Origin of the sequence: Burkholderia sp. SCN-KJ, assembly GCF_024656005.1 — a bacterium.
Lineage (GTDB): Bacteria > Pseudomonadota > Gammaproteobacteria > Burkholderiales > Burkholderiaceae > Burkholderia.
Map to the genome: position 1 here is coordinate 1 of NZ_JANKOG010000014.1, position 22,143 is coordinate 22,143.

General features: G+C 61.1%; 18 protein-coding genes. 11 read left to right on the plus strand and 7 right to left on the minus strand.

Going from position 1 to position 22,143, the window contains the following annotated elements; translation table 11 throughout:
* Positions 1-195, plus strand: a 195-nt coding sequence (locus tag NQV17_RS22280) for a hypothetical protein (protein ID WP_257773907.1), incomplete at its 5' end; no start/stop codon positions are given.
* 31 nt (positions 196-226) lie between these two features.
* Here the strand turns inward: NQV17_RS22280 and NQV17_RS22285 are convergent.
* On the minus strand, positions 227-472 hold the full coding sequence (locus tag NQV17_RS22285; protein WP_081071593.1) for a SymE family type I addiction module toxin: 246 nt from the start codon (positions 470-472) through the stop codon (positions 227-229).
* Between the two features lie 901 nt (positions 473-1,373).
* Here NQV17_RS22285 and NQV17_RS22290 point away from each other — a divergent pair.
* From NQV17_RS22290 to NQV17_RS22305, 4 genes are read left to right on the plus strand one after another with little or no spacing between them, the layout of a single operon-like run.
* The gene (locus tag NQV17_RS22290; protein ID WP_257773908.1) at positions 1,374-2,879 is read left to right on the plus strand and encodes an ATP-binding protein; all 1,506 of its coding nucleotides are present in this window, start codon (positions 1,374-1,376) and stop codon (positions 2,877-2,879) included.
* Between the two features lie 2 nt (positions 2,880-2,881).
* The gene (locus tag NQV17_RS22295) at positions 2,882-5,587 is read left to right on the plus strand and encodes a Z1 domain-containing protein (RefSeq protein WP_257773909.1); all 2,706 of its coding nucleotides are present in this window, start codon (positions 2,882-2,884) and stop codon (positions 5,585-5,587) included.
* On the plus strand, positions 5,571-6,536 hold the full coding sequence (locus NQV17_RS22300; RefSeq protein ID WP_257773910.1) for a PD-(D/E)XK motif protein: 966 nt from the start codon (positions 5,571-5,573) through the stop codon (positions 6,534-6,536). Before NQV17_RS22295 ends, NQV17_RS22300 begins: the two co-directional genes overlap by 17 nt.
* Positions 6,526-8,571 carry an AIPR family protein gene (locus tag NQV17_RS22305; protein ID WP_257773911.1) on the plus strand — a complete coding sequence of 682 codons (2,046 nt, stop codon included), beginning with the start codon at positions 6,526-6,528 and terminating at the stop codon, positions 8,569-8,571. Before NQV17_RS22300 ends, NQV17_RS22305 begins: the two co-directional genes overlap by 11 nt.
* A gap of 48 nt (positions 8,572-8,619) precedes the next feature.
* On the opposite strand, the gene NQV17_RS22310 is transcribed toward NQV17_RS22305, so the two are convergent.
* Entirely contained in the window at positions 8,620-10,173 is a 1,554-nt protein-coding gene (locus NQV17_RS22310; protein ID WP_257773912.1) for a DNA cytosine methyltransferase, read from the minus strand.
* Positions 10,174-10,215: 42 nt separating this feature from the next.
* Between NQV17_RS22310 and NQV17_RS22315 the strand changes: the two genes are divergently transcribed.
* Positions 10,216-10,659 (plus strand): very short patch repair endonuclease, encoded by a 444-nt coding sequence (locus NQV17_RS22315; protein ID WP_257773913.1) that lies wholly within the window; start codon positions 10,216-10,218, stop codon positions 10,657-10,659.
* A 297-nt stretch (positions 10,660-10,956) separates the two neighbouring features.
* Here NQV17_RS22315 and gyrB read toward each other — a convergent pair whose 3' ends face one another.
* The 3 genes from gyrB to dnaA form a co-directional block, all read right to left on the minus strand.
* Positions 10,957-13,431 (minus strand): DNA topoisomerase (ATP-hydrolyzing) subunit B, encoded by a 2,475-nt coding sequence (gene gyrB, locus NQV17_RS22320; RefSeq protein WP_257773914.1) that lies wholly within the window; start codon positions 13,429-13,431, stop codon positions 10,957-10,959.
* A 193-nt stretch (positions 13,432-13,624) separates the two neighbouring features.
* Entirely contained in the window at positions 13,625-14,731 is a 1,107-nt protein-coding gene (gene dnaN, locus NQV17_RS22325; RefSeq protein WP_006756934.1) for a DNA polymerase III subunit beta, read from the minus strand.
* A 168-nt stretch (positions 14,732-14,899) separates the two neighbouring features.
* Positions 14,900-16,483 (minus strand): chromosomal replication initiator protein DnaA, encoded by a 1,584-nt coding sequence (dnaA, locus tag NQV17_RS22330; RefSeq protein WP_257773915.1) that lies wholly within the window; start codon positions 16,481-16,483, stop codon positions 14,900-14,902.
* Between the two features lie 421 nt (positions 16,484-16,904).
* Between dnaA and rpmH the strand changes: the two genes are divergently transcribed.
* The 4 genes from rpmH (at position 16,905) to yidC (ending at position 19,525) form a co-directional block, all read left to right on the plus strand.
* The gene (gene rpmH / locus NQV17_RS22335) at positions 16,905-17,039 is read left to right on the plus strand and encodes a 50S ribosomal protein L34 (RefSeq protein ID WP_004198824.1); all 135 of its coding nucleotides are present in this window, start codon (positions 16,905-16,907) and stop codon (positions 17,037-17,039) included.
* Between the two features lie 15 nt (positions 17,040-17,054).
* Complete coding sequence (gene rnpA / locus NQV17_RS22340) at positions 17,055-17,516, plus strand: ribonuclease P protein component (protein ID WP_021157986.1); 462 nt, start codon at positions 17,055-17,057, stop codon at positions 17,514-17,516.
* A gap of 75 nt (positions 17,517-17,591) precedes the next feature.
* On the plus strand, positions 17,592-17,858 hold the full coding sequence (gene yidD / locus NQV17_RS22345; protein WP_124456944.1) for a membrane protein insertion efficiency factor YidD: 267 nt from the start codon (positions 17,592-17,594) through the stop codon (positions 17,856-17,858).
* 8 nt (positions 17,859-17,866) lie between these two features.
* A complete protein-coding gene (yidC, locus tag NQV17_RS22350; protein WP_257773916.1) occupies positions 17,867-19,525 on the plus strand; it encodes a membrane protein insertase YidC in 1,659 nt (552 codons plus the stop codon).
* Between the two features lie 121 nt (positions 19,526-19,646).
* Here the strand turns inward: yidC and NQV17_RS22355 are convergent, their stop codons facing one another.
* Positions 19,647-20,084 carry a helix-turn-helix domain-containing protein gene (locus NQV17_RS22355; RefSeq protein ID WP_124486743.1) on the minus strand — a complete coding sequence of 146 codons (438 nt, stop codon included), beginning with the start codon at positions 20,082-20,084 and terminating at the stop codon, positions 19,647-19,649.
* Positions 20,085-20,422: 338 nt separating this feature from the next.
* Here NQV17_RS22355 and mnmE point away from each other — a divergent pair, with 338 nt between their 5' ends.
* On the plus strand, positions 20,423-21,817 hold the full coding sequence (gene mnmE, locus NQV17_RS22360) for a tRNA uridine-5-carboxymethylaminomethyl(34) synthesis GTPase MnmE (protein WP_124570790.1): 1,395 nt from the start codon (positions 20,423-20,425) through the stop codon (positions 21,815-21,817).
* Between the two features lie 101 nt (positions 21,818-21,918).
* Here mnmE and NQV17_RS22365 read toward each other — a convergent pair whose 3' ends face one another.
* Positions 21,919-22,053 (minus strand): hypothetical protein, encoded by a 135-nt coding sequence (locus tag NQV17_RS22365; RefSeq protein WP_257773917.1) that lies wholly within the window; start codon positions 22,051-22,053, stop codon positions 21,919-21,921.
* Between the last annotated feature and the right edge of the window lie 90 nt (positions 22,054-22,143).

The following is a 22,143-nucleotide window of genomic DNA, read 5'->3' on the forward strand; positions in this document are numbered from 1 at the left end:
CCGAAAAGGCGGGGGTTTTTGCATTGGCGCGATGGAAATGTGCGGCGCGCCTGGCATGAGTTGCAGCTCGTGCTGAAAGGCCACACGGCAGCGGACCTGAATTACCGGCCCGCTGCAATTGCAGAGCAATCGTCGCTTGTCACAGTTACTAACGGTGCGGAGTATCGGGCACTGAGCTACCTAAACGGATGGTGACATGCGACGCCCACCATGGGCAATGCGCTGATCACATCGGCGTGATGATGAGTCGCTGGTGCTCGACAGTAATCCGGACGCGTTCTCCCGCCTCGAATCCCGCATCCTCAAGCCATACTCCAGCCAATTTGATCCACGGGTAATACGTCGTGTTCAGTTTCCGGTGTGCTCTGATGGCACGGAGGACTCTAGACAAGGAGTGATGGCGTGCTGATTCTTGAATCTTGACGAAGCGTTCCGTTACGACGGGGCGTGACTTATGATTGGCGTTAGCCATTTCCGACTCCTTGGTTGAGTTGGTTGTGGTCAGCGGGTCGTATGGGTGGCAGCCCATGCGGCCCGCGCTTTTTGCGGTGCTGCGGGTTCAGTCTACGCGAAGAAGAACGCTTTATGAGGCAAATACATGCAAACTGGCCGAACGGTATAGGAACCATTGGTCGTTCGGAATTTCGCGTTGTTGAGCGATAGAGAGCGGACGCTACTATTGGCGGTTGCCCGATTAGAGTGGGAGCTGGCGTACTGGAATCATTGCCGCGAACGTAATCGTAGTAAACATCCGGCACATGACTTTCCGCTAATGCACGGCACAACGCGCGCAGCATCAACGTCTGATGTGCAATCGGGTCTTTCTCGATCGATACCCGAATATCAAACGAGCGCTCCCCATCGGGATTGCGCGCCGAGGAAAAGCCTTCTCCGGGGCCGCTTGGGCCAGCAAGCGAAAGAATGTTCTCAGATTAAGGCGAGACTAGGTCCAACACGCGTGGTGGCACGATGGCACACTCACTTTGCGGCGATACCATTGACAAAGAGAGGTCAGCGACTCCTGCTAGCGTTCAACGCAAAACTTTTGGTTCATCACCGATTTCCGAAGAAGGTAGCCCGGATCGAGGACATCCGACCACACGGGCCGAAGTTTCACGATGGCATTCGACCGAGACCGACCATGAGCGGAATTCCGGCCATTACGATCCACTGCAGCTCTTTGCCTGTTGGGTGCGTGCCCCCTATTTAAGCGGACAGCTATGTAAAAAAATGTTACTTTAGTATACGGGGCTCGGTTGTGCTTGTTGCAGCAGGCGCTGACGACGCCTTGGGTGTCCCGATGCCGGGCACTGCTGCGCCTCTGAGCCTTCGCTCGTGCCTGCAGGTCCGCCTTCGGCCTACTGCTTGGCCAAATGAACTCGCACAACAAAGAAAATCTGGAAGAAGATTTCGACATCGTCGAACCTGCGGCCTCGAATCTCGTCGAGGCGCTCCGTGACATCGGCTACTCGCTCAAGTCCGCGGCTGCTGACATCATCGACAACTCCATATCCGCTTCGGCTCGCCACATCGACATCCGGTTTGGGTGGAGCGATAACCATGAGCCGTGGATTGCCATCATCGATGATGGAAAGGGCATGAGTGAAACCGAACTGGTCGAAGCCATGCGCCCTGGAGGAAAGGATCCGCTCGGCAAGCGAAGGGCCGACGACCTCGGGCGATTCGGCCTCGGCCTGAAGACCGCTTCCTTTTCCCAGTGCCGGGAGCTGACGGTCATTAGCCGCCAAGACGGTCCTCTTGCGTGCCGGCAGTGGAATTTGGATTTGGTGAGGAAGTGCAACCGCTGGGTATTGCGCCGTCCGGGGGCGTCAGAGATTGCGGGATTTCCGGTCGATATCGCCGAGCTCGGCTCCTCGGGTACGATCGTGCTCTGGCGTCAGCTCGACCGTCTGGATTTGGGGACGGACCCGAAGCACCACCACCAGGTGATGAACGAGCGCATCGTGACCGTCTGTGACCACGTGGCCCTTGTTTTCCACCGGTTCATTACCGGCGAGCCCGGCAAGCCGAAGATCGCCTTCCGTGTTAACGGCTCGGCCATTGAAGGCTACGATCCGTTCAATTCCCGGCATCCGGCGACCATGCATCTCGGGGAAGAAGTGCTGGAAATCGAAGGCAAGACTGTGACGCTGTGGCCGTACATCCTCCCGCACCACAGCAAGGTCAGTGCATCCGAATACAACGCGCTGGGCGGCAAGGAAGGCTACCTGCGCGGCCAAGGCTTCTACATCTACCGCAACCGCCGTCTCATCATCCACGGCACTTGGTTCCGCATGGCACGGCAGGACGAGATCACGAAATTGGCGCGGGTCCGAGTCGACATTCCGAACACGCTGGACCACCTATGGACAATAGACGTCCGCAAGTCGCGGGCCCAGCCGCCCGAAGCGGTCCGTCGGCGCCTGCGCGGCATTCTGGACCGCATCCGGGACAGCGCGAAGCGGCCCTACACGCACCGGGGTACGGCAGCGCTCAATTCAGCCAGGCAGCCCGTCTGGCTCCGGAGGCACCACAACGAGCGTATCTCGTATACGCCGAACCTCGAGCACCCACTGGTCGACGAGTTCCGCTCGGACCTGCCGACGGCGATGCGGCCTCGCTTTGACGGGATCATGGCAGTCATCGGCGCAACCCTGCCCTTCGCAACCCTGTTTAACGACATGGCTTCTCGCCCCAATGAGACCGATACGTCAAGGGAAACCACGGAGGCGCTGGAGGCCCTTGCACAGCTGCTGTACGGCGAAGGCGGGACCGATCCGGCGGCGATCGAAAGGGTCATGAAGATTACCGAGCCTTTCTGCTCGGCGCCCGAATTCGTTGCCCAGTACATTAAGCGCCTTCACGCAAAGGAGAACTGAGAGTGAGTCCACAGGAGTTTGAGAACCAGGTCAGAAGCAACCTAAACAATCGCACGTCGGTGACGCCGGACCTGATTCGCAGCGTGGTCCGGCTCACCCTACAGATTCAGGGGGACGACGCTCCCCAGTTCGAAAGTGAGGGCTTGTTCGTCGAGCAGATAGCGCGTTCCATCGAGGAAAAGCTCGACCTGTCGATGCCGGATGCTTCCGTGGTGAAGCTGCCATTCAAGGAGTGGCTTCCAGAGCGTCGCGCCGACACTGACCTGTTCTACTGGAACCGCTATCGTGACTGGCTTCTGCAGTCCGGATTTGCCAAGGAGGTGGTCGGCACCATCGGCCGCGATACCGACAAGATTGTAGGCCTGCTCGAAAATCCCGAGAAGAGCGGGCCTTGGAAGAGGCGCGGCCTCGTCGTAGGCCATGTACAGTCCGGGAAGACTGCTAACTACAACGGCGTCGTCTGCAAGAGTGCGGATTACGGCTACAAGGTCATCATTCTTCTCGCCGGCGTGCACAATAACCTGCGTAGCCAGACCCAGCAGCGGGTGGAGGAAGCCTTCATTGGCGTCGATACCGACAAGAAAGACCGAAATCTGCCGCTCAAGGACATCAAGACTGGTGTTGGCCGCATTTCCGATGTCACCCGCCTGCCGTTCAGTCTGACGTCGCGCGAACACGACTTCCGGAAGGATTCTGCAAAGGCCGCCACGTTTTCACTCAAGGCGATCAGCGAGCCGGTTGTATTCGTCGTCAAGAAGCAGGCAACCGTCCTGCAGAATCTTCACGAGTGGTTTCTTAGCCTGAATGACATCAAGGGCGGGAAGATTCAGGACATTCCGATGCTGCTCATCGACGACGAGGCCGACAACGCGTCGGTGAACGTGGCCAAGGGCGAGGGCGATCCGACGAAGATTAATGGGTTGATTCGGAAGCTGCTCGCGCTGTTCGAGCAGAACAGTTATGTCGGCTATACGGCGACGCCGTTCGCCAACATCTTCATCGACCCTGATTCCAGTCATGCGATGCTGGAAGATGACCTCTTTCCCAAGGACTTCATCGTCAACCTGGATGCGCCGGACAACTACGTCAGTGCTGCCCGCATCTTTGGTGAGAACGGCGACCTCGCACATCTGGTCGAGTCGGTCTCCGACCATGTCGCGTGCTTTCCGGAGCGGCACACGATTGAACAAAAGGTCGAGACACTCCCTTCCAGTTTGCTTGAAGCGGTGCGCCGCTTCGTGCTGGGCCGTGCAGTACGCATTCTTCGCGGGCGGGGACAGGACCATTCGTCGATGCTGGTGAATGTCTCGAGGTTCAATTCGGTGCAGCGACAGGTCACTGCGCTGCTCACGAATTATCTCGAAGAAGTGCTGAATGCGGTCAAGCTCCATGCGTCGCTACCCGACAAGATGGCCCTGCGCGACCCCACCATGCACGCATTAAAGGAAACATGGGACCGGTACCCATCGTCCCAAGGCGAGACTTGGGAAAAAGTCAAGCACGTGCTCGCAAGCGGCGCTGGCGCGGTTGTGGTTAGGACGATCAACAACTCATCTCCCGATCGTCTCGATTACCGAAACTACCGTGAAAATGGCCTGCATGTGGTTGCAGTTGGTGGCCTCAGCCTCTCCCGTGGCTTCACCCTCGAAGGATTGACCACGAGCTATTTCATCCGCAACTCCATCATGTACGACACGCTGCTGCAGATGGGCCGTTGGTTCGGCTACCGGGACGGCTACCTCGACCTATGCAGCATCTACATGACCGACGAAGCGGTCGGCTGGTATTCGCACATCTCGATGGCAATCGACGAGCTCAGGGCCGAGTTCAGATTGATGGAACAGCAGGGACGCAAGCCGGAAGAATTCGGTTTGAAAGTCAGAACCCATCCAGATTCCCTCATCGTCACCGCGCGCAACAAGATGCGAACCGGGCGCAAAGTCGTCCATTCCGTTTCGCTGGCCGGGCGACTGGTCGAAACGGTCTTCCTGAAGTCGGCGCCGCCGACGATTGATGGCAACTTCAGAAAGTTGGGGGCATTTGTCGAAGCGCTGGAGGCCGAGAAGGCGGCGCAATACAACGCTGAATCGGACCTTGGGTACCTATGGTCTCAGATCAAGGCAGATGATGTTTGCCAGTTCCTGCAGTCCTTCGAAAACCATGACGATGCAAGCGCCATCACCCAGTCCCGTCCCATTATCGAGTTCATCAAGGCTGACCCGGAAAATCTCGGTGAGTGGGACGTCTGCCTGTACACGCTGAGGAAAGGCGAGAAGGAGCCGGTGGGTCCCTTACACGTCGTGCCGCAGGAACGCGCATGTGCGGTCAAGGGCGGCTGCTACCAGATTGGCGGCGCCAAGATGAGAGTCGCTTCCCGTGGCGCAGAACGAGTCGGACTGACGCCGGACCAGATCGATGCAGTCGCGGAAAAAGCCGGAAACGCAAATGTGCCGGACGCTGCCTATCGGAGCCGACGGACAAGGCCGCTCCTTATGCTGCATGTCCTCAATCTGTTCCGCCAAGGCGACGAGAATAAGGCTTCCCTGGCGAAATTGGTCTGTGCTTGGGGCATCAGCTTCCCGGGAAGCAAGGAAAAGGGGCGCGGAGCGGAAGTGGAATACATGGTGAATACCGTCTGGTGGCAAGAGCAGTATCAGGAACAAATTGAAGACGAAGACGACGAGGTCGCCGATGCTGTCGGCAACTAACCCGTGGTCCGGTATCGAAGCGGCGCCCAAGCTCGGGGAGCTCCGTGCACGCCGTGCCGATGCCACGCATCCGTACGACTTCTTCTGGGCGCTTGATGCAAAGGGACGCAAGTTGTTTTTGTACCGCGGGGCAGAACTGGATACCGATTGCCCGACACCCAATCTGAAGGGCGTTGCGGTGGAGCAGACGTCCGACCGGCTGATATTGCGGCTGATGGATGCTAGCACGGAAGATATCTTCACTGCGCTCTGTCACAGTTTGCTTGAGCGTACAAGACGCGTTCCGTCGGCCACACTGGTACAGGATGCCGTGCTGTCCCACGTGGAAAAGTGGCAACGCTTCTTCGGCAAGTCGAATGCCGGACTTCTTAGCGACCAAGAGCTGCGCGGACTCTTCGGCGAACTCTCCTTTCTCCAGTCGGAGCTCATTGCGCGGTTCGGGCACTCGGCAGTGCTGTTCTGGAACGGGCCGTCCGGAGCTCCTCAGGACTTCACTGTAGGTACGGCAGCGTTCGAAGTGAAGACAAGGCTGGTAGGCGGACCGGCTGCCGTCACAGTATCGTCGGCACCGCAGCTGTGGCCATTGGGGGGGGCGTTGCATCTCGTGTGCTATGGGATAGGTGACTCTCCCGTGCAGGGAGATGCTGCACGATCGCCAGCGGCCCTCGTCGATGACATCCGGTCGTACTTGACCAGCGCCGAAGCACGCGATGCGTTTGAGGACCGCCTGCTTCAGGCTGGTTACGTGGACCGCCCCGAATATGCAAATCGATTCTTTGCCATTTCTCCGGCGAGGTTCTTTGAAGTGAGGGAAGGATTCCCTCGTATAGTTGCCGAGCATGTTCCGGTCGGGGTGCGGAGCGTGCAGTATGTGCTCGAGCTGCAAGCCTGTCTGCCGTTTGAGAGCGAGCCGGATTGGATAACCATGGGAGCAAGCAGTGGATCTTGACGCGTTTCGCGAAGAACTGGCCCAAGACGTCCTCGTCCGCGCCGATACGTCCGAAAACTTCACCGACGAGGCGTTTGCCGAGGTCGTGGCCGAGTACCTTGCGGAGGCCGGTTCCATCGAGGACTTCATGCCTTGCAAGTACATCCATCGCGGCGTGCGCGTTGACGGGTACTCGCTCAACTGGGAAGACGGTCTGCTGGAGCTCTACGTTGTCGACTGCAGACCCGGCAACAAAGTCGAGCGAATGACGAAAGCGGAAATGACCCAAGGCTTCAAACGCGCCGAGACGTTCTTCGAAAGGGCTTGCACGGCATCATTCGTCGAACAGATGGAAGCTGCGCACCCGGCGTACGGCCTTGCCAGGACAATACTCGAGCAGGGTGACCAGATTCAGCGCGTCAGGTTCTATCTCCTGACGAATGCGCAACTAACCGGAAGTGTGAAGGAGCTTCCTTCCCGCCAAGAGAGCGGTCGGGAATGGTCGTATCGCATTTGGGACTTGGAACGGCTCGCACGCACAATCGGCACTGGGAAGCCGGAAGAAATCGTCGTCGATTTCGAAGAGCTTTTTGGACAGGCTCTGGTCTGCCTTCCCGCCGACGACGGCAACGGCGAAGTGCGGTGCTTCCTTGCGGTGATTCCGGCAGATTGGCTGGCACGCATCTACGACGACTACGGAAGCCGACTGCTCGAGCAGAACGTGCGCACCTTTCTGCAAGCACGCGGCAAGGTCAACAAGGGAATTCGAAAGACCATACTCGACGAGCCGACACGCTTTTTCCCCTACAACAACGGCATCTCGGCTACTGCGGAAGAAGTGTCCGAGGAGCGGCATGGCGGCGTGACCTATCTGCAAAAGGTGAAAAACCTGCAGATCGTCAACGGTGGGCAGACCACCGCCTCAATCTTCAATGCATTCAAGAAGGACAAGGGAGCACCGATCGAGCAGGTCAGCGTGCAGATGAAGCTGTCCGTTGTACCGCCCGATATCGCATCGGAGCTGGTGCCCAAAATTTCCCGGTTCGCCAACAGCCAGAACCGGATAAGCGACTCGGACTTTTTCTCCAATCACCCTTTCCATGTCGTCATCGAGAACCTTTCCCGTCGCCTTTCTGCGCCGGCGAAGGACGGTTCCCAGATACTCACCCACTGGTTCTACGAGCGCGCGAAAGGCCAATACGTCAATGCCGTCTCATACTTATCGGAGGCGAAGAAGCGCGAATTCCAGACCAGGAACCCCAAGAGCCAGGTCATCGACAAGACCGACCTTGCAAAGTGCGTGCAGACATTCCGCTGTCTGCCGCACGACGTCAGCTTGGGCGGACAAAAGAACTTCGCCAAGTTCGCCGAGTACATTGGAGCGGCTTGGGAACATAGCCAGCATGACTTCAACGAACTCTGGTTCAAGCGTGCAGTGGCGGAAGTCATCATATTCAGGCGGGCAGAGTCACTGGTGCTGCGGGCTTCGTGGTATTCGCAAGGCTATCGCGCCCAGACTGTCACGTATGGAATCTCAATGCTCGTTCGGAAGGTGCAGGAGATGAAGCTGGAGCTGGACCTGCAGCGCATCTGGCGTGAGCAGGGGCTCAACGAAGCGTTCGAGGACCAGCTCTTGGAGTCTTGCCGGCTGGCACAGCAAGAAATCATCGGCGGAGCGGCAAGAAACAACGTCATCAACGTTACGGAATGGTGCAAGCGGAAAGCGTGCTGGGATGCGGCGCAGGAGGTGCGGTTTTCTCTGTCCAGCCCGTTCGTGCAGCAGCTCAAGGAGCGTGGCGGTGAGCTCGCAGACACGAAGGACGCGAGGATGGAGCAGAAAAGCCTCAGCGAGGCTGAAGCCTACATCAGCGTAGTGAACGCCGGTTCGGGTTACTGGAAAAACGTTCGCCGCTGGGCCGGGGAAAGCGTCGATCTGAGGCCGTCTGATCTGACGATTCTGGATATCGCCTGTGCTATGCCGAGAAAGATACCGACAGAAAAGCAGGCTCTCAGGCTTGTCGAGATCCGCGGCATCTTTGATGGTGCCAACCGATAGCAACGCAGCGCAAGTCGGAGCTAACCAGCGCGATTGGCCGGCGCCGTTCTACGCCGCCGACTTCACGCGCTGTTCGTTAATTGCGGCGACAATCGCGTCTGCAATCTTCTTTGCCAAAAGAGGCGGGACCGCATTCCCCACTTGGTGGTACTGCTGCGTGCGATTCCCCTGAAAGAAGTAGTCATCCGGGAAGGTCTGCAGCCGTGCCGCTTCTCGTACCGTCAGACTGCGGCACTGCTTGGGGTCGTAGTGGATGAAGTAGTGACCGTCCTTGGCAATGTGGCTGGTCACGGTCGTTGCTGAGCCGCTTGCGATTTGGACTCGGAAGCGGTCCGCAAACTTGCCGGTCTCCCAGTTTTCGTGGTTCGGTTTCAATCCGGGCAAGCTGAACTGCTCATGGCCCTTCGGTGACTGATCATACTTCTCCGCAAACGCGGCGGCATAGACGTACCGGAGAAGGTCCTCCCGCATGTGGCCTCGAGCCTCGTGATTCAGCCAGACCTTGAGCTGCTTACTGGCGCCGTACCATTTCTGAAGTTCAGGCACCGTGCATGATGCGCACGTGTACTTGCCTGTCCTCAGTCCACCGGTCGAAAGTTCCGCGATTAATGAACGTCCATGTTGGCCAAGCTCCCTTGACAGCGGACGCAGCTGACCGTCCTTGGCGGCCTCTTTCGCCAAGTGCTTAAGATGGTCTGAGAGCAGAGCCAGCCAAGTCTCGTCATCGTCCTTTCCCTTGCTTATTCGGCTGCGAAGTTTCGGCAGCATCCCGATCGCTTGGGAGACGGTCGATTGTCTTGACTTCGGTATTTGATCAAGGGGACGAGGCCACACGTCAAGGTCGTCCCGGACGCCAACAAGGATCACGCGGTGCCGGGCCTGCGGAATACCATGTTCTTCGGCACGGACAATGAAATCGCGGGCATCGATCTCGTCCGGATTCATGTTACGGCTGTAATGGGTATCGCTTGACAGGGAGTGGATGCGATAGCCACCGCGTGCCAAGTCGGTCAGAATGCTGTGAAATATCTTCTGTCCGTTTACGGACGACGAAAGGATTCCTTTCACGTTTTCCATCACAAATACTGATGGACGGTAGCGCTGGATGATGCGCAGGTATTCACGGTAAAGGAAGTGGCGGTGATCATTCTCTGGCCGGTAATCCTTCTTGCCTCGATTGCGCGCCCGCCCGACCAGTGAGTAGGCCTGACAGGGCGGGCCACCAATCAGCACCCAGAAGACGTCCGGTCCGATGCCGCTATGCCGGATGTTTTCGTCCAGAATTCTGTTGTCCTTCGACTCGCCGAGCGTGAGCTGAAGCGCTTCTCGGCCTGCCTCTTCCCACGCATCGAGAGTGGCAGCATCGTATGGCACTTCGGCTTCACCGTTGCAAAAGCGGTAATATGGAGTGAGCGCGCTTTCGCCGCTCCTTTTCAAGATCCGGTAAAACGCACGCAGCCGCAGCGTCGCGTGGGCGGATTGCTCCATTTCGGCGGATACGGCGATACGAAACGGTTGCCCCTCGGCGGATGAAAATCCCTCCCCTAGGCCTCCGGGACCTGCGAACAGGTCGACAATTGGAATGTGGCTGATGAGGCTCATTTCTTTCTGAGTTAGTTTCTTCGCCAGCCAGGATACCAGGTTATGGACGTCGTCGACAAGGCCACGCGTTCCCGGATGATGTCAGGAATCCCATCCAAGGATACGAAGCCGGAGATGAGCGTGCGTCGATTCTTGCACCGGCGCGGATTCAGGTACACGCTGCACGACAAGAAACTGCCTGGGAGGCCGGATCTTGCACTGCCGAAGTACCGCACTGCCATCTTCGTCCACGGTTGTTTCTGGCATCGCCATGCAGGATGCAGGTACACGACCACCCCGCGGTCCAACGAACAGAGCTGGCAAACGAAGTTCGAGGCGAACGTGTCTCGGGACATGAAGAATCTCGAAGCGTTACGAGCTGCTGGCTGGTCCGTAATTATAATTTGGGAATGCGGGCTACGAGGGGCGAATGCGGTGGCCCATCTCGAGTGGTTGCCTGACATCATCTCCAGAATGCCGGACGCGGTTTATGAATGGCCGGCTTGATTGCTGAGATTCTCGCGCTGGTGCCCCCACACGCCCCCGGATTCAGACGGGCACCGTTGGACAACATCGGAATAAAAACCCGTGAAGCCTTGTGCTATCACGGGTTTCAGGATTCCCGAGGATGCCCTCGGATAGGTGTTTCGTGCCGGCTGCAGACTCGTACTCGCAACCCGACGAATACAAATCAACTGCGAGGCTGACGCCTTGACCAAGTGGCTCGAAAACTCTGAAGAGGGCTGTTACTCGACGGCTCGTCGCCCCCCAAGAAATTTCGCGTTTCCCCGCAGCAGATATGAGTTAGACGTCAATATTCCCCGCCCGCAACGCATTCGACTCGATAAACGCCCGCCGCGGCTCGACATCATCCCCCATGAGGGTAGTAAAGATCCCATCCGCAGCAATCGCGTCTTCGATCTGCACCCGCAGCAGACGCCGCACGGCCGGATCCATCGTCGTTTCCCACAGCTGCTCGGGGTTCATCTCGCCGAGCCCCTTATACCGCTGCTTCGAAACGTTCCGCTCGGCGTCCGCCAGCAGCCACTTCATCGCGCTCTTGAAGTCCGCGACGGCCATGCTGCGCTCACCGCGCTTGATGACCGCACCTTCGCCGATGAGCCCCTTGAACGTATTCGCGGTGGTCACGAGCTGCTGATAGTCCGCCGTGTGCTGGAATTCCTGGTCGATGACCGAAACCCGCACGTTGCCGTGATGGGTACGTTCGACATGCAGCGACCGCTGTTCGCGAACCGGGTCATACGAAGGCACCACACGCACTTCGTTCTTCAGCGCTTCATCATGCAACGCAGCGTGCAAAGCCTTAGCCGAAGCCTCGGTCGAAGCCTCAGTGGAGAGATCGATCACCACCCCATCCATGACCGCTTCCAGCGCGGCCGGATCATACAACCGGCTCAACCGCTCGATCACGCTCTGCGACAGCAGATACGACCTTGCCAACTCCCCAAGCGCATCGCCCGAAATCGCCGCCGCATTCTCACCCGGCACCAGCTCCGACCCTTGCAGCGCCAACCGCAGCATGTGCGCGTTGAGCTCCACGTCATCCTTCAGATACCGCTCGTCCTTGCCCGCCTTGATCTTGTAAAGCGGCGGCTGCGCGATATACACGTACCCGCGTTCGATCATGTCCGGCATCTGGCGATAGAGGAACGTGAGCAGCAGCGTCCGGATGTGCGCACCGTCGACGTCCGCGTCGGTCATGATGATGATGCGGTGATAGCGCAGCTTGTCGAGGTTGTAGTCTTCCTTGCCGATGCCGCACCCAAGCGCGGTCACGAGCGTGACGATCTGTTCCGACGACAGCAGCTTGTCGTAGCGTGCCTTCTCGACGTTCAGCACCTTGCCGCGCAGCGGCAGGATCGCCTGGAACTTGCGATCACGCCCTTGCTTCGCCGAACCACCTGCCGAGTCACCCTCGACGATGTAGATTTCGCACTTTGCCGGGTCTTTCTCCTGGCAGTCCGCGAGCTTGCCCGGCAGGCCGACGCCGTCGAGCACACCCTTGCGGCGCGTCATCTCACGCGCCTTCCGCGCAGCATCCCGCGCCCGAGCGGCCTCAACGATCTTCCCGCAGATGATCTTCGCGTCGATCGGCGTTTCCAAAAGGAATTCTTCCAGAGCCTTCGCCACAACCTCTTCAACCGGCGCACGAACCTCAGAAGAAACCAGCTTGTCCTTCGTCTGCGAGCTGAACTTCGGCTCCGGCACCTTCACGGACAGCACGCACGACAGCCCTTCGCGCATGTCGTCGCCGGTCGTCTCGACCTTCGCCTTCTTCGCGATTTCGTTGTCGGTGATGTACTTGTTGATGACGCGCGTCATCGCGGCCCGCAGGCCGGTCAGGTGCGTGCCGCCGTCGCGCTGCGGAATGTTGTTCGTGAAGCACAGCACGTTTTCGTTGTAGCTGTCGTTCCACTGCATCGCGACTTCGACGCCCACGCCATCCTTCTCGCCGTTGGCGAAGAACACCGTCGGGTGCAGGTTGGTCTTCGTCTTGTTGATGAACTCGACGAAGCCCTTCACACCGCCGGCGAACGCGAAATCGTCTTCCTTGCCCGAGCGCAGGTCCGTGAGACGAATCCGCACGCCGTTGTTCAGGAACGAGAGTTCACGCATCCGCTTCGCGAGGATGTCGTAGTGATACTCGACCGTGCCGAAAATGGTCGGATCGGCCATGAAGTGCACTTCGGTGCCGCGGTTTTCAGTATCACCGGTGATCAGCATCGGCGAAACTTCCACGCCATCGACCATCTCGAGCACGCGCTCCTGCGCGACGCCGCGATGGAACTCCATGAAATGCTTCTTGCCGTTCCGACGCACGGTCAACCGCAGCCAGCTCGACAGCGCGTTCACGCACGACACGCCCACGCCGTGCAGGCCGCCCGACACCTTGTAGCTGTTCTGGTCGAACTTGCCGCCGGCGTGCAGCTCGGTCATCACGATTTCAGCCGCACTGCGCTTCGGCTCGTGCTTGTCGTTCATCTTCACGTCGGTCGGAATCCCGCGGCCGTTGTCGGTCACGGAAATCGAGTTGTCGGCGTGAATCGTCACGTGGATGTCGTTGCAGTACCCGGCCAACGCTTCGTCGATCGAGTTGTCGAGCACCTCGAACACGAGGTGGTGCAGACCGGTGCCGTCAGACGTGTCGCCGATGTACATCCCGGGGCGCTTGCGCACCGCTTCCAGACCTTCGAGGATCTGGATCGACGAGGCGCCGTAGCTGCTGTTATCGGGTTGCGAATTGTGCTGTTCACTCATGGATATCTTCCGGTTCTGCGAGGCCACTCTAGTGGCGGCGCGGTGCGTTTCAGCGAGAGAAATCGCCGGGCCGCTCCAGTTTCCTGGCCCGCCCCAAGCGCCGAAAAGGCACCAAAGGGACGGGTTGTCGGTTCGCCATAAAAACGCCAAAGGGGCTTGCCGCCCCCTGGTGTGTGTCTTGATGTCGTGCGCGTCAGATGCGCATCGGCATCACGACATACTTGAACTCGTCGTTCTCGGGCACGGTAATCAGCGCGCTCGAGCTGGCGTCGCCGAGGCTCACCTGCACGGTGTCGACCTTCAGGTTCGCGAGCACGTCGAGCAGATACGTGACGTTGAAGCCGATGTCGACGGTATCGCCCTGGTAGGCGATTTCCAGTTCTTCCTGCGCCTCTTCCTGATCGGCGTTGGTCGACATGATCTTCAACTGGCCCGGCGCGATGATGCAGCGCACGCCCTTGAACTTGTCCGAGGTCAGGATCGCCGCGCGCTGCAGCGAACGCTGCAGTTCTTCACGGCCGATCTCGAACGTGTTCTTGTGCGCCTTCGGGATCACGCGCTGGAAGTCGGGGAACTTGCCCTCGACGAGTTTCGACACGAGCTCGACCTGGCCGAACGTGAACTTGGCCTGGGTTTGCGCGATGTCGATGGTGACGGTGTCGTCGATGTCTTCGAGCAGGCGCTGCAGCTCGAGAATCGTCTTGCGCGGCACGATGACTTCCTGGCGGCCGAACGTGCCGCCTTCGAGCTTCATCGACGAGAACGCGAGGCGGTGGCCGTCGGTGGCCACGGCCATCAGCTGGTCGCCGTCGACGACGAGCAGCATGCCGTTCAGGTAATAGCGGATGTCCTGCTGCGCCATCGCGAAGTGGACCATGCCGAGCAACTGGCGGAACGACTTCTGCGGGACGGTCAGGGTCGCGCCGAAATCCTTCGCCTGCGCGACGGTCGGGAACTCGTCGGCCGCCAGCGTCTGCAGTGCGAAACGGCTCTTGCCCGATTGAACGGTGAGGCGCTTGTCGGCGAGCGACAGCGTGACCTGGCCGTCAGGCATCGCGCGCAGGATGTCGAGCAGCTTGCGCGCCGCGACGGTGGTCGCGACCTGGTCGCCGCCGACGCCGAAATCGGCGCGCGTGGTGATCTGCAGCTCCAGGTCGGTCGACAGGAACGAAACGTCCGGGCCGTTCTTGGTGATCAGCAGGTTGGCGAGGATCGGCAACGTATGGCGGCGTTCGACGATGCCGCTGACCGTTTGCAGCGGCCTGAGGAGGGTGTCTCGTTCGGTCTTGACCAGTTGCATAGAGTTCCTTCGTTGAGTAACGGCCTGCAGCGCAGCAGCCTCGCAGCGCCCCGCCGGCCGGGCTCTTGGCCCGCCACCACCGGGGCGGTCAAACCAGTATTGTGCCTCAAAACCGAACCGCCCCCCTTAAATTGGGGCGGAGGCCGAATTATCAAGCGCGCCGCGCGCTCAGCCCTTCAGCGTCTGTTCCAGCACGTGCAGCTCGTGGTTGAGCTGCGCGTCCTTGCTGCGCTCGTCGGCGATCTTGCGCACCGCGTGCAGCACGGTGGTGTGATCGCGCCCGCCGAACAGCTCGCCGATTTCCGGCAGGCTCTTCTGCGTGAGTTCCTTCGCGAGATACATCGCGATCTGCCGCGGCCGCGCGATGTTCGCGGGGCGCTTCTTCGAATACATGTCGGCGACCTTGATGTTGTAGAAGTCGGCGACGGTCTTCTGGATGTTCTCGACCGAAATCTGCCGGTTCTGCACGGTCAGCAGGTCCTTCAGCGCTTCCTTGGTCAGCTCGATCGAGATCTCGCGGCCGTGGAACTTCGAATACGCGAGGATCTTGCGCAGCGCGCCTTCGAGTTCGCGCACGTTCGAGCGCAGGTGCTTCGCGACGAAGAACGCGACGTCTTCCGAGAGATTCACGCCTTCCGACTGCGCCTTGCGCATCAGGATCGCGACGCGCATTTCCAGCTCGGGCGGCTCGATCGCGACGGTGAGGCCCGAGTCGAAGCGCGAGATCAGGCGATCGTCGATGCCCGAGATTTCCTTCGGATACGTGTCGCTGGTGATGATCACCTGCGCCTTGTTCGCGACCAGCGCCTCGAACGCGTAGAAGAATTCCTCTTGCGTGCGCGACTTGCCGGAGAAGAACTGGATATCGTCGATCAGCAGCAGGTCGAGCGAGTGGTAGTAGCGCTTGAAGTCGTCGAACGCCTTGCGCTGGTACGCCTTCACCACGTCCGACACGTACTGTTCCGCATGGATGTAGCGGATCCGCGCGCCGGCCTTGTCGAGCAGCAGCTGGTTGCCGATCGCGTGGATCAGGTGGGTCTTGCCGAGGCCGACGCCGCCGTACAGGAACAGCGGGTTGTACGAGATGCCCGGATTGTCCGCGACCTGGATCGCGGCGGCGCGCGCGAGCTGGTTCGCCTTACCGGTCACGAAGTTGTCGAACGTGAGCACGGGGTTCAGCTTCGAGCGTTCGTACATCGAATCGGCTTCGCCGCCGTTCGCGGGTGCCGCACCGGGGCCCGGACGCCACGTGCGGCGGCCGGCGGCCGCTTCGTGCGCGGGCAGGCTCGGCAGGTCGATGTCGGCGTCGTCGGCGTTCAGGTGGTGCGCGGCGGCCGCCGACGGCGTCATCGGCACGTCGGCCGGCGCGGCGGGCGCAGCAGCGGCATTCGCGGCGAGGTTGGCGGCGATCGCGGCAACCGTCGCGGCCGGGCCGCTCGGCGCCAGCGGCGCGCGCGGGGCTGCCGGTGCGGCGCCGGTCGCGGGCGCTGCGCTGCGCATACCTGCCTTGGGATCGAGGACGAACTGGACTTCGATCGGCGCATTCCAGAAATCTCGGGCCAGATCGGAGATCCGTCCCGAAAACTGGCTCTTGACCCAGTCCAGCTTGAAGCGGTTCGGCGCGGCGATGGACAGCGTGTTCGCCGACGCATCGAAGGCCACCGGGGCCAAGGGTTTGATCCACGTCACGTACTGCTGGGGCGTCAGCTCGCGCTCCAGCAGTGCGGAACAGTGTTGCCAGAAATCGTTCATCAAGTAACTGTCGTTTTTTGCGTGCACAGCGCGGCTCGCCGGCGCCCTTGTCGCGGTTGCGCAACAAGGCCCGAAGCGGTCGTGCGAGCGTGCCTCGGACGCCTGCGTCACAGTGTTGGAGGGGCAGGCGCGAGCCGAAGCGGCGTGCGGGATTCTTGGAGATAAGGCGAGATTCTACCGCCAAACGCGGCCACAGCGCGAGTTATCCACAGGCCGGGATTGTGGGGCGCGGGGCCGGATCGCCCGGGGCTTGCACAGGCGATCGACTCCTAAAGTATTGACCGTCAACGGAAAAACGGTTTAAATAGCGGGTTCCGCGAAAACCAATCCTGTATTCCCGGCGATTGCGTTCGCCCGAATGCCTCCGGTTAAGGGCACGCGGTCCCCTGAATTTCGACATTCTCGAACAAGTGAGAACATCATGAAACGTACTTACCAACCGTCCGTGACGCGCCGCAAGCGCACCCATGGCTTCCGTGTCCGCATGAAGACGGCAGGTGGCCGCAAGGTCATCAACGCTCGCCGCGCGAAGGGCCGCAAGCGCCTCGCCATCTAAGGCAGGTTGCGCGCTGTGTCCGCCGTCCGCAGTCCTGCGGAAGGTGCCGTCGAGCCGGGTGCGAATCCGTCGCAGACGAAAGCCGCCTTCCCGAAAGCTGCGCGACTTCTGAAAACGGATGAATTTTCATCCGTTTTTCGTTTGCGCCCCTGGCGGCGCTCCGCGCACTTCGTGATCTACGGCAAGCCGACCGGTCAGCCCGCGCGTCTGGGGCTCGTCGTCGGCAAGAAGTATGCGCCGCGTGCAGTAACACGTAACCTCGTGAAGCGGCTGGCGCGCGATGCGTTTCGCCTGCGCCGGGCCGAGTTCGCCGGTTACGACCTGCTGCTGCGGCAGCACACGCGGTTCGACAAGAAAGCGCTGCCGAGCGCGGCTTCCGCCCCGCTCGCGGCGATGTGCGCGGCCGAGATCCGCGAACTGCTCGACAGAGCAGTCCGGGAAATCGCGCGCCGGGCGTCGAAGCCCGCGTCCGAGTGACGCATCCATCCGTGGTGCGGCGTTCGCGCCTGCCCGGCTGGTTTTGACGCGGCGTCGAACGGCGCCGCCCAAGGTATGAAAACGGTATTGATCGCCTTGCTGCGCTTCTACAAGGTTGCCGTGAGCCCGATGCTCGGCAACCGTTGCCGTTTTTATCCTTCCTGTTCTGATTACGCGCGCGAGGCAATCCAGTATCATGGCGCCGCGCGCGGCACGTATCTCGCCGTCAGGCGCGTGTGCCGATGCCATCCGTTTTCCGCGGGCGGCATCGACCTCGTCCCGCCGCCCAACTCCGACACTCGCGCTAGCGGCGAAGCCGACGCGCGGTCCCATCGACTCTGAGACAACGCATGGATATCAAACGCACCGTCCTATGGGTGATCTTCTTCATGTCAGCTGTCATGCTGTACGACAACTGGCAGCGCGACCATGGACGCCCGTCGATGTTCTTCCCGAGCGCCACGCAAACGGCCCCCGCGGCTGCAGGCGGTGCATCGGGCACGGGCGCGACGACGACGACCGCAGGTGACGCACCTGCTGCCGCAGCCGGCGCCGCACCGTCGACGACGGCACCGGCCGCGCAGGCGCAGCTCGTGAAGTTCTCGACCGACGTGTACGACGGCGAAATCGACACGCGCGGCGGCACGCTCGCGAAGCTGACGCTGAAGAAGCAGGGCGACGGCAAGCAGCCGGACCTGTACATCACGCTGTTCGACCACACGGCCGGCCACACGTATCTCGCGCGCTCGGGCCTGCTCGGCGGCGACTTCCCGAACCACAACGACGTCTACACGCAGGTCAACGCGGGCCCGACGTCGCTGACGGGTGACCAGAACACGCTCAAGCTGTCGTTCGAATCGCCGGTGAAGGGCGGCGTGAAGGTCGTGAAGACCTACACGTTCACGCGCGGCAGCTACGTGATCGGCGTCGACACCAAGATCGACAACGTCGGCACGGCACCGGTCACGCCGACGGTCTACATGGAACTGGTGCGCGACAACACGGCCGTCGAAACGCCGATGTTCTCGCATACGTTCCTCGGGCCGGCGGTCTACACGGACGCGAAGCACTTCCAGAAGATCGATTTCAGCGACCTCGACAAGAACAAGGCGAACTTCGAGAAGTCCTCCGACAACGGCTGGGTCGCGATGGTGCAGCACTACTTCGCGTCGGCCTGGATTCCGCAGCAGGGCGCGAAGCGCGACATCTACGCTGAAAAGATCGATCCGGCGCTGTACCGCGTCGGCGTGAAGCAGCCGGTCGCCGCGATCGCGCCGGGCCAGTCGGCCGACGTGCAGGCACGCCTGTTCGCCGGTCCGGAAGAAGAGCGCATGCTCGAGGGCGTCGCGCCGGGCCTGGAGCTCGTGAAGGACTATGGCTGGGTGACGATCATCGCGAAGCCGCTGTTCTGGCTGCTCGAGAAGATCCACGGCGTCGTCGGTAACTGGGGCTGGGCGATCGTGCTGCTGACGGTGCTGATCAAGGCGGTGTTCTTCCCGCTGTCGGCTGCCAGCTACAAGTCGATGGCGCGCATGAAGGAAATCACGCCGCGCATGCAGGCGCTGCGCGAACGCTTCAAGAGCGATCCGCAGAAGATGAACGCCGCGCTGATGGAGCTGTACAAGACCGAGAAGGTCAATCCGTTCGGCGGCTGCCTGCCGGTCGTGATCCAGATCCCGGTGTTCATCTCGCTGTACTGGGTGCTGCTCGCGTCGGTCGAAATGCGCGGCGCGCCGTGGATTCTGTGGATTCACGACCTGTCGCAGCGCGACCCGTTCTTCATCCTGCCGGTGCTGATGGCCGTCTCGATGTTCGTGCAGACGAGCCTGAACCCGACGCCGCCGGACCCCGTCCAGGCGAAGATGATGAAGTTCATGCCGATCGCGTTCTCGGTGATGTTCTTCTTCTTCCCGGCCGGCCTGGTGCTGTACTACGTCGTGAACAACGTGCTGTCGATCGCGCAGCAGTACTACATCACGCGCAAGCTCGGCGGCGGCAAGAAGGCCTGACGCCCGTGGCACACGCGGGCGGCCAGCCGCCCGCGATGCACGCAAAAAAGCCGCATGGTTTCATCCATGCGGCTTTTTTGTTTCTGGCGGGTGGCGGCGCGGGGACGTTGACCGCTGTCGTTCAGGCCTTCTTCGCTTCGATTTTCGTGTCGCCGCCGTAGAACTGCTCGATCAGTTCCTGAACGAGGTAACGCTGATGCGGCGGCAGCGCCTCGATCTTCGACGCGAGTTCGATCGTCTCGGGCGTCGGCGGATAACGCTCGTCGCGCGGCAGCGGTTGCGGCGTCGTGTGCTCGGTCACGCTCGGCGACGGGCCGTAATGCAGCCAATGCAGTTCGACGCGCAACCAGTCGGCGAGCGTTTCAAGTTTGTCCGGCGTCGGAATCGTGCGGCCCGTCAGCCATTTGTGCGCGGTTTGCGGCGAAACCGGCTGCGCACCGCGGTGACGCAGATTGAACCGGTTCGCGAGCTCCGTCGCGCCGGTGACCTTGTCCGGGCTGCGCCGCAAGGCGAATTTCAGGCGTTCCGAGAACGCTGCTTTTTCTTCGGGTGTCGGCATGGGGGTGATTGTGCAATTCCGCCGACACGTCTCAGACAACCGTATAGGCTAAACATAGCGTGTTCGGACGAATCCCAATCTGCCGTGGACCGTGCGGCGGAATTGGGGGCCGCAGTGTCGGACCGTTCGGAAAGGCATACTCGTCCGAAATGGACAGGACGTGATTGTCCGGCATTGATACTCGACTTATCCCCGTCGGGATAAATTCGGGCATGTTCGACGCCGATCGGGCGTCCGATGGCGTGCGGGCCGGCACGCTACAATGCCGGCGTCCCGATGCCCGAACTGTTGTGCGGGCGCACCATTGACGCCGTGTTCACCCGATTCATCCGATTCCCATGCTCGCTACCGATTCCGATCCGATCGTCGCCATTGCCACTGCTGCCGGCCGGGGGGGCATCGGCGTCGTCCGCGTGTCGTTCGGGCGCGGCGGCGAGGCGGCCGCGCTGCCGCTGATCGACGCGTTGTGCGGGCAGCGGCTCGCGCCGCGCCATGCGAGCTATGTGCCATTCCTCGACGAGCACGGCGCGCCGCTCGACCGCGGAATCGCGCTGTATTTCCCTGCGCCGCATTCGTACACCGGCGAGCACGTGCTGGAACTGCAGGGGCACGGCGGGCCCATCGTGATGCAGCTGCTGCTGCAGCGTTGCCTCGATGCGGGGCGCGGCTTCGGGTTGCGGCTCGCGGAGCCGGGCGAGTTCACGCGGCGCGCGTTCCTGAACGACAAGCTCGATCTCGCGCAGGCCGAGGCGGTGGCCGACCTGATCGAGGCGAGTACCGAAGCGGCGGCGCGCTCGGCCGGGCGCTCGCTCGACGGCGCGTTCTCGCGGCAGATCCACGCGCTCGTCGAGGATGTGATCACGCTGCGGATGCTGGTCGAGGCGACGCTCGATTTCCCGGAAGAGGAAATCGACTTCCTGGAAGCGGCCGATGCGCGCGGCAAGCTCGCGAGGATCCGCGAGCAACTGGCGCACGTGCTCGGTGACGCGCGGCAGGGCGCGCTGCTGCGCGAGGGGTTGTCGGTCGTGCTCGCGGGGCAGCCGAACGTCGGCAAGTCGTCGCTGCTGAACGCGCTCGCCGGCGCGGAGCTGGCTATCGTCACGCCGATCGCGGGCACGACGCGCGACAAGGTCGCGCAGACGATCCAGGTCGAAGGGATTCCGCTGCACATCATCGATACGGCCGGGCTGCGCGAGACAGAGGACGAAGTCGAGCGGATCGGGATTGCGCGCACGTGGAGTGAGATCGAGCGCGCCGACGTCGTGCTGCATCTGCTCGATTCGCGCACGGGGATGACGGCGGACGACGAAACGATCGCGGCGCGGTTCCCGGATGGCGTGCCGGTGGTGCGGGTGTTGAACAAGACGGACCTCACCGGCGTGCCGGCGTGCGTCGAGCATCCGGCGGCCGAAGGCGACCTGACCGAGGTGCATCTGTCGGCCAAGCGCGGCGACGGCATCGACATGTTGCGCGCGGAACTGCTGCGGATCGCGGGGTGGCAGGCGGGGGCGGAAGGCGTTTATCTGGCGCGCGAGCGGCACTTGATTGCGCTGCGGGCTGCGCAGGAGCATCTGGCGCAGGCGGCGGATCACGCCGAGCAGCGCGCGCAATCGCTCGATCTGTTTGCGGAGGAACTGCGGCTCGCGCAGGAGCAACTCAATGCGATTACCGGCGAGTTCACTTCGGATGATCTGCTGGGGGTGATTTTCAGCAGGTTTTGTATTGGCAAGTAAGCGGGCATTTCAACGGAACACCGGCGCTTCGAATTCCCGTCCCCAGCGATCCGGATCGACTGATCCGGACTGCGTCGTCGCGACAGCCGGGGTGGAATGCATCAATCCCAATGCCGATGATGATGATGGTAATACCCGCCATCACCGTAATACCCATACCCGCCGCCATCCGGCACCACGATGCAGCCGCTCAACAGCACGGCGACACCGGCAATCAGCAAAAGGGTTTTCTTCATCACGCTCACCTGCTCGGATTCGATATGAACCCAGCATAGCGAGCGCCTTCAACACCGGCTGTAAGCGATCGTTTCCCGGCGCGCCAATCC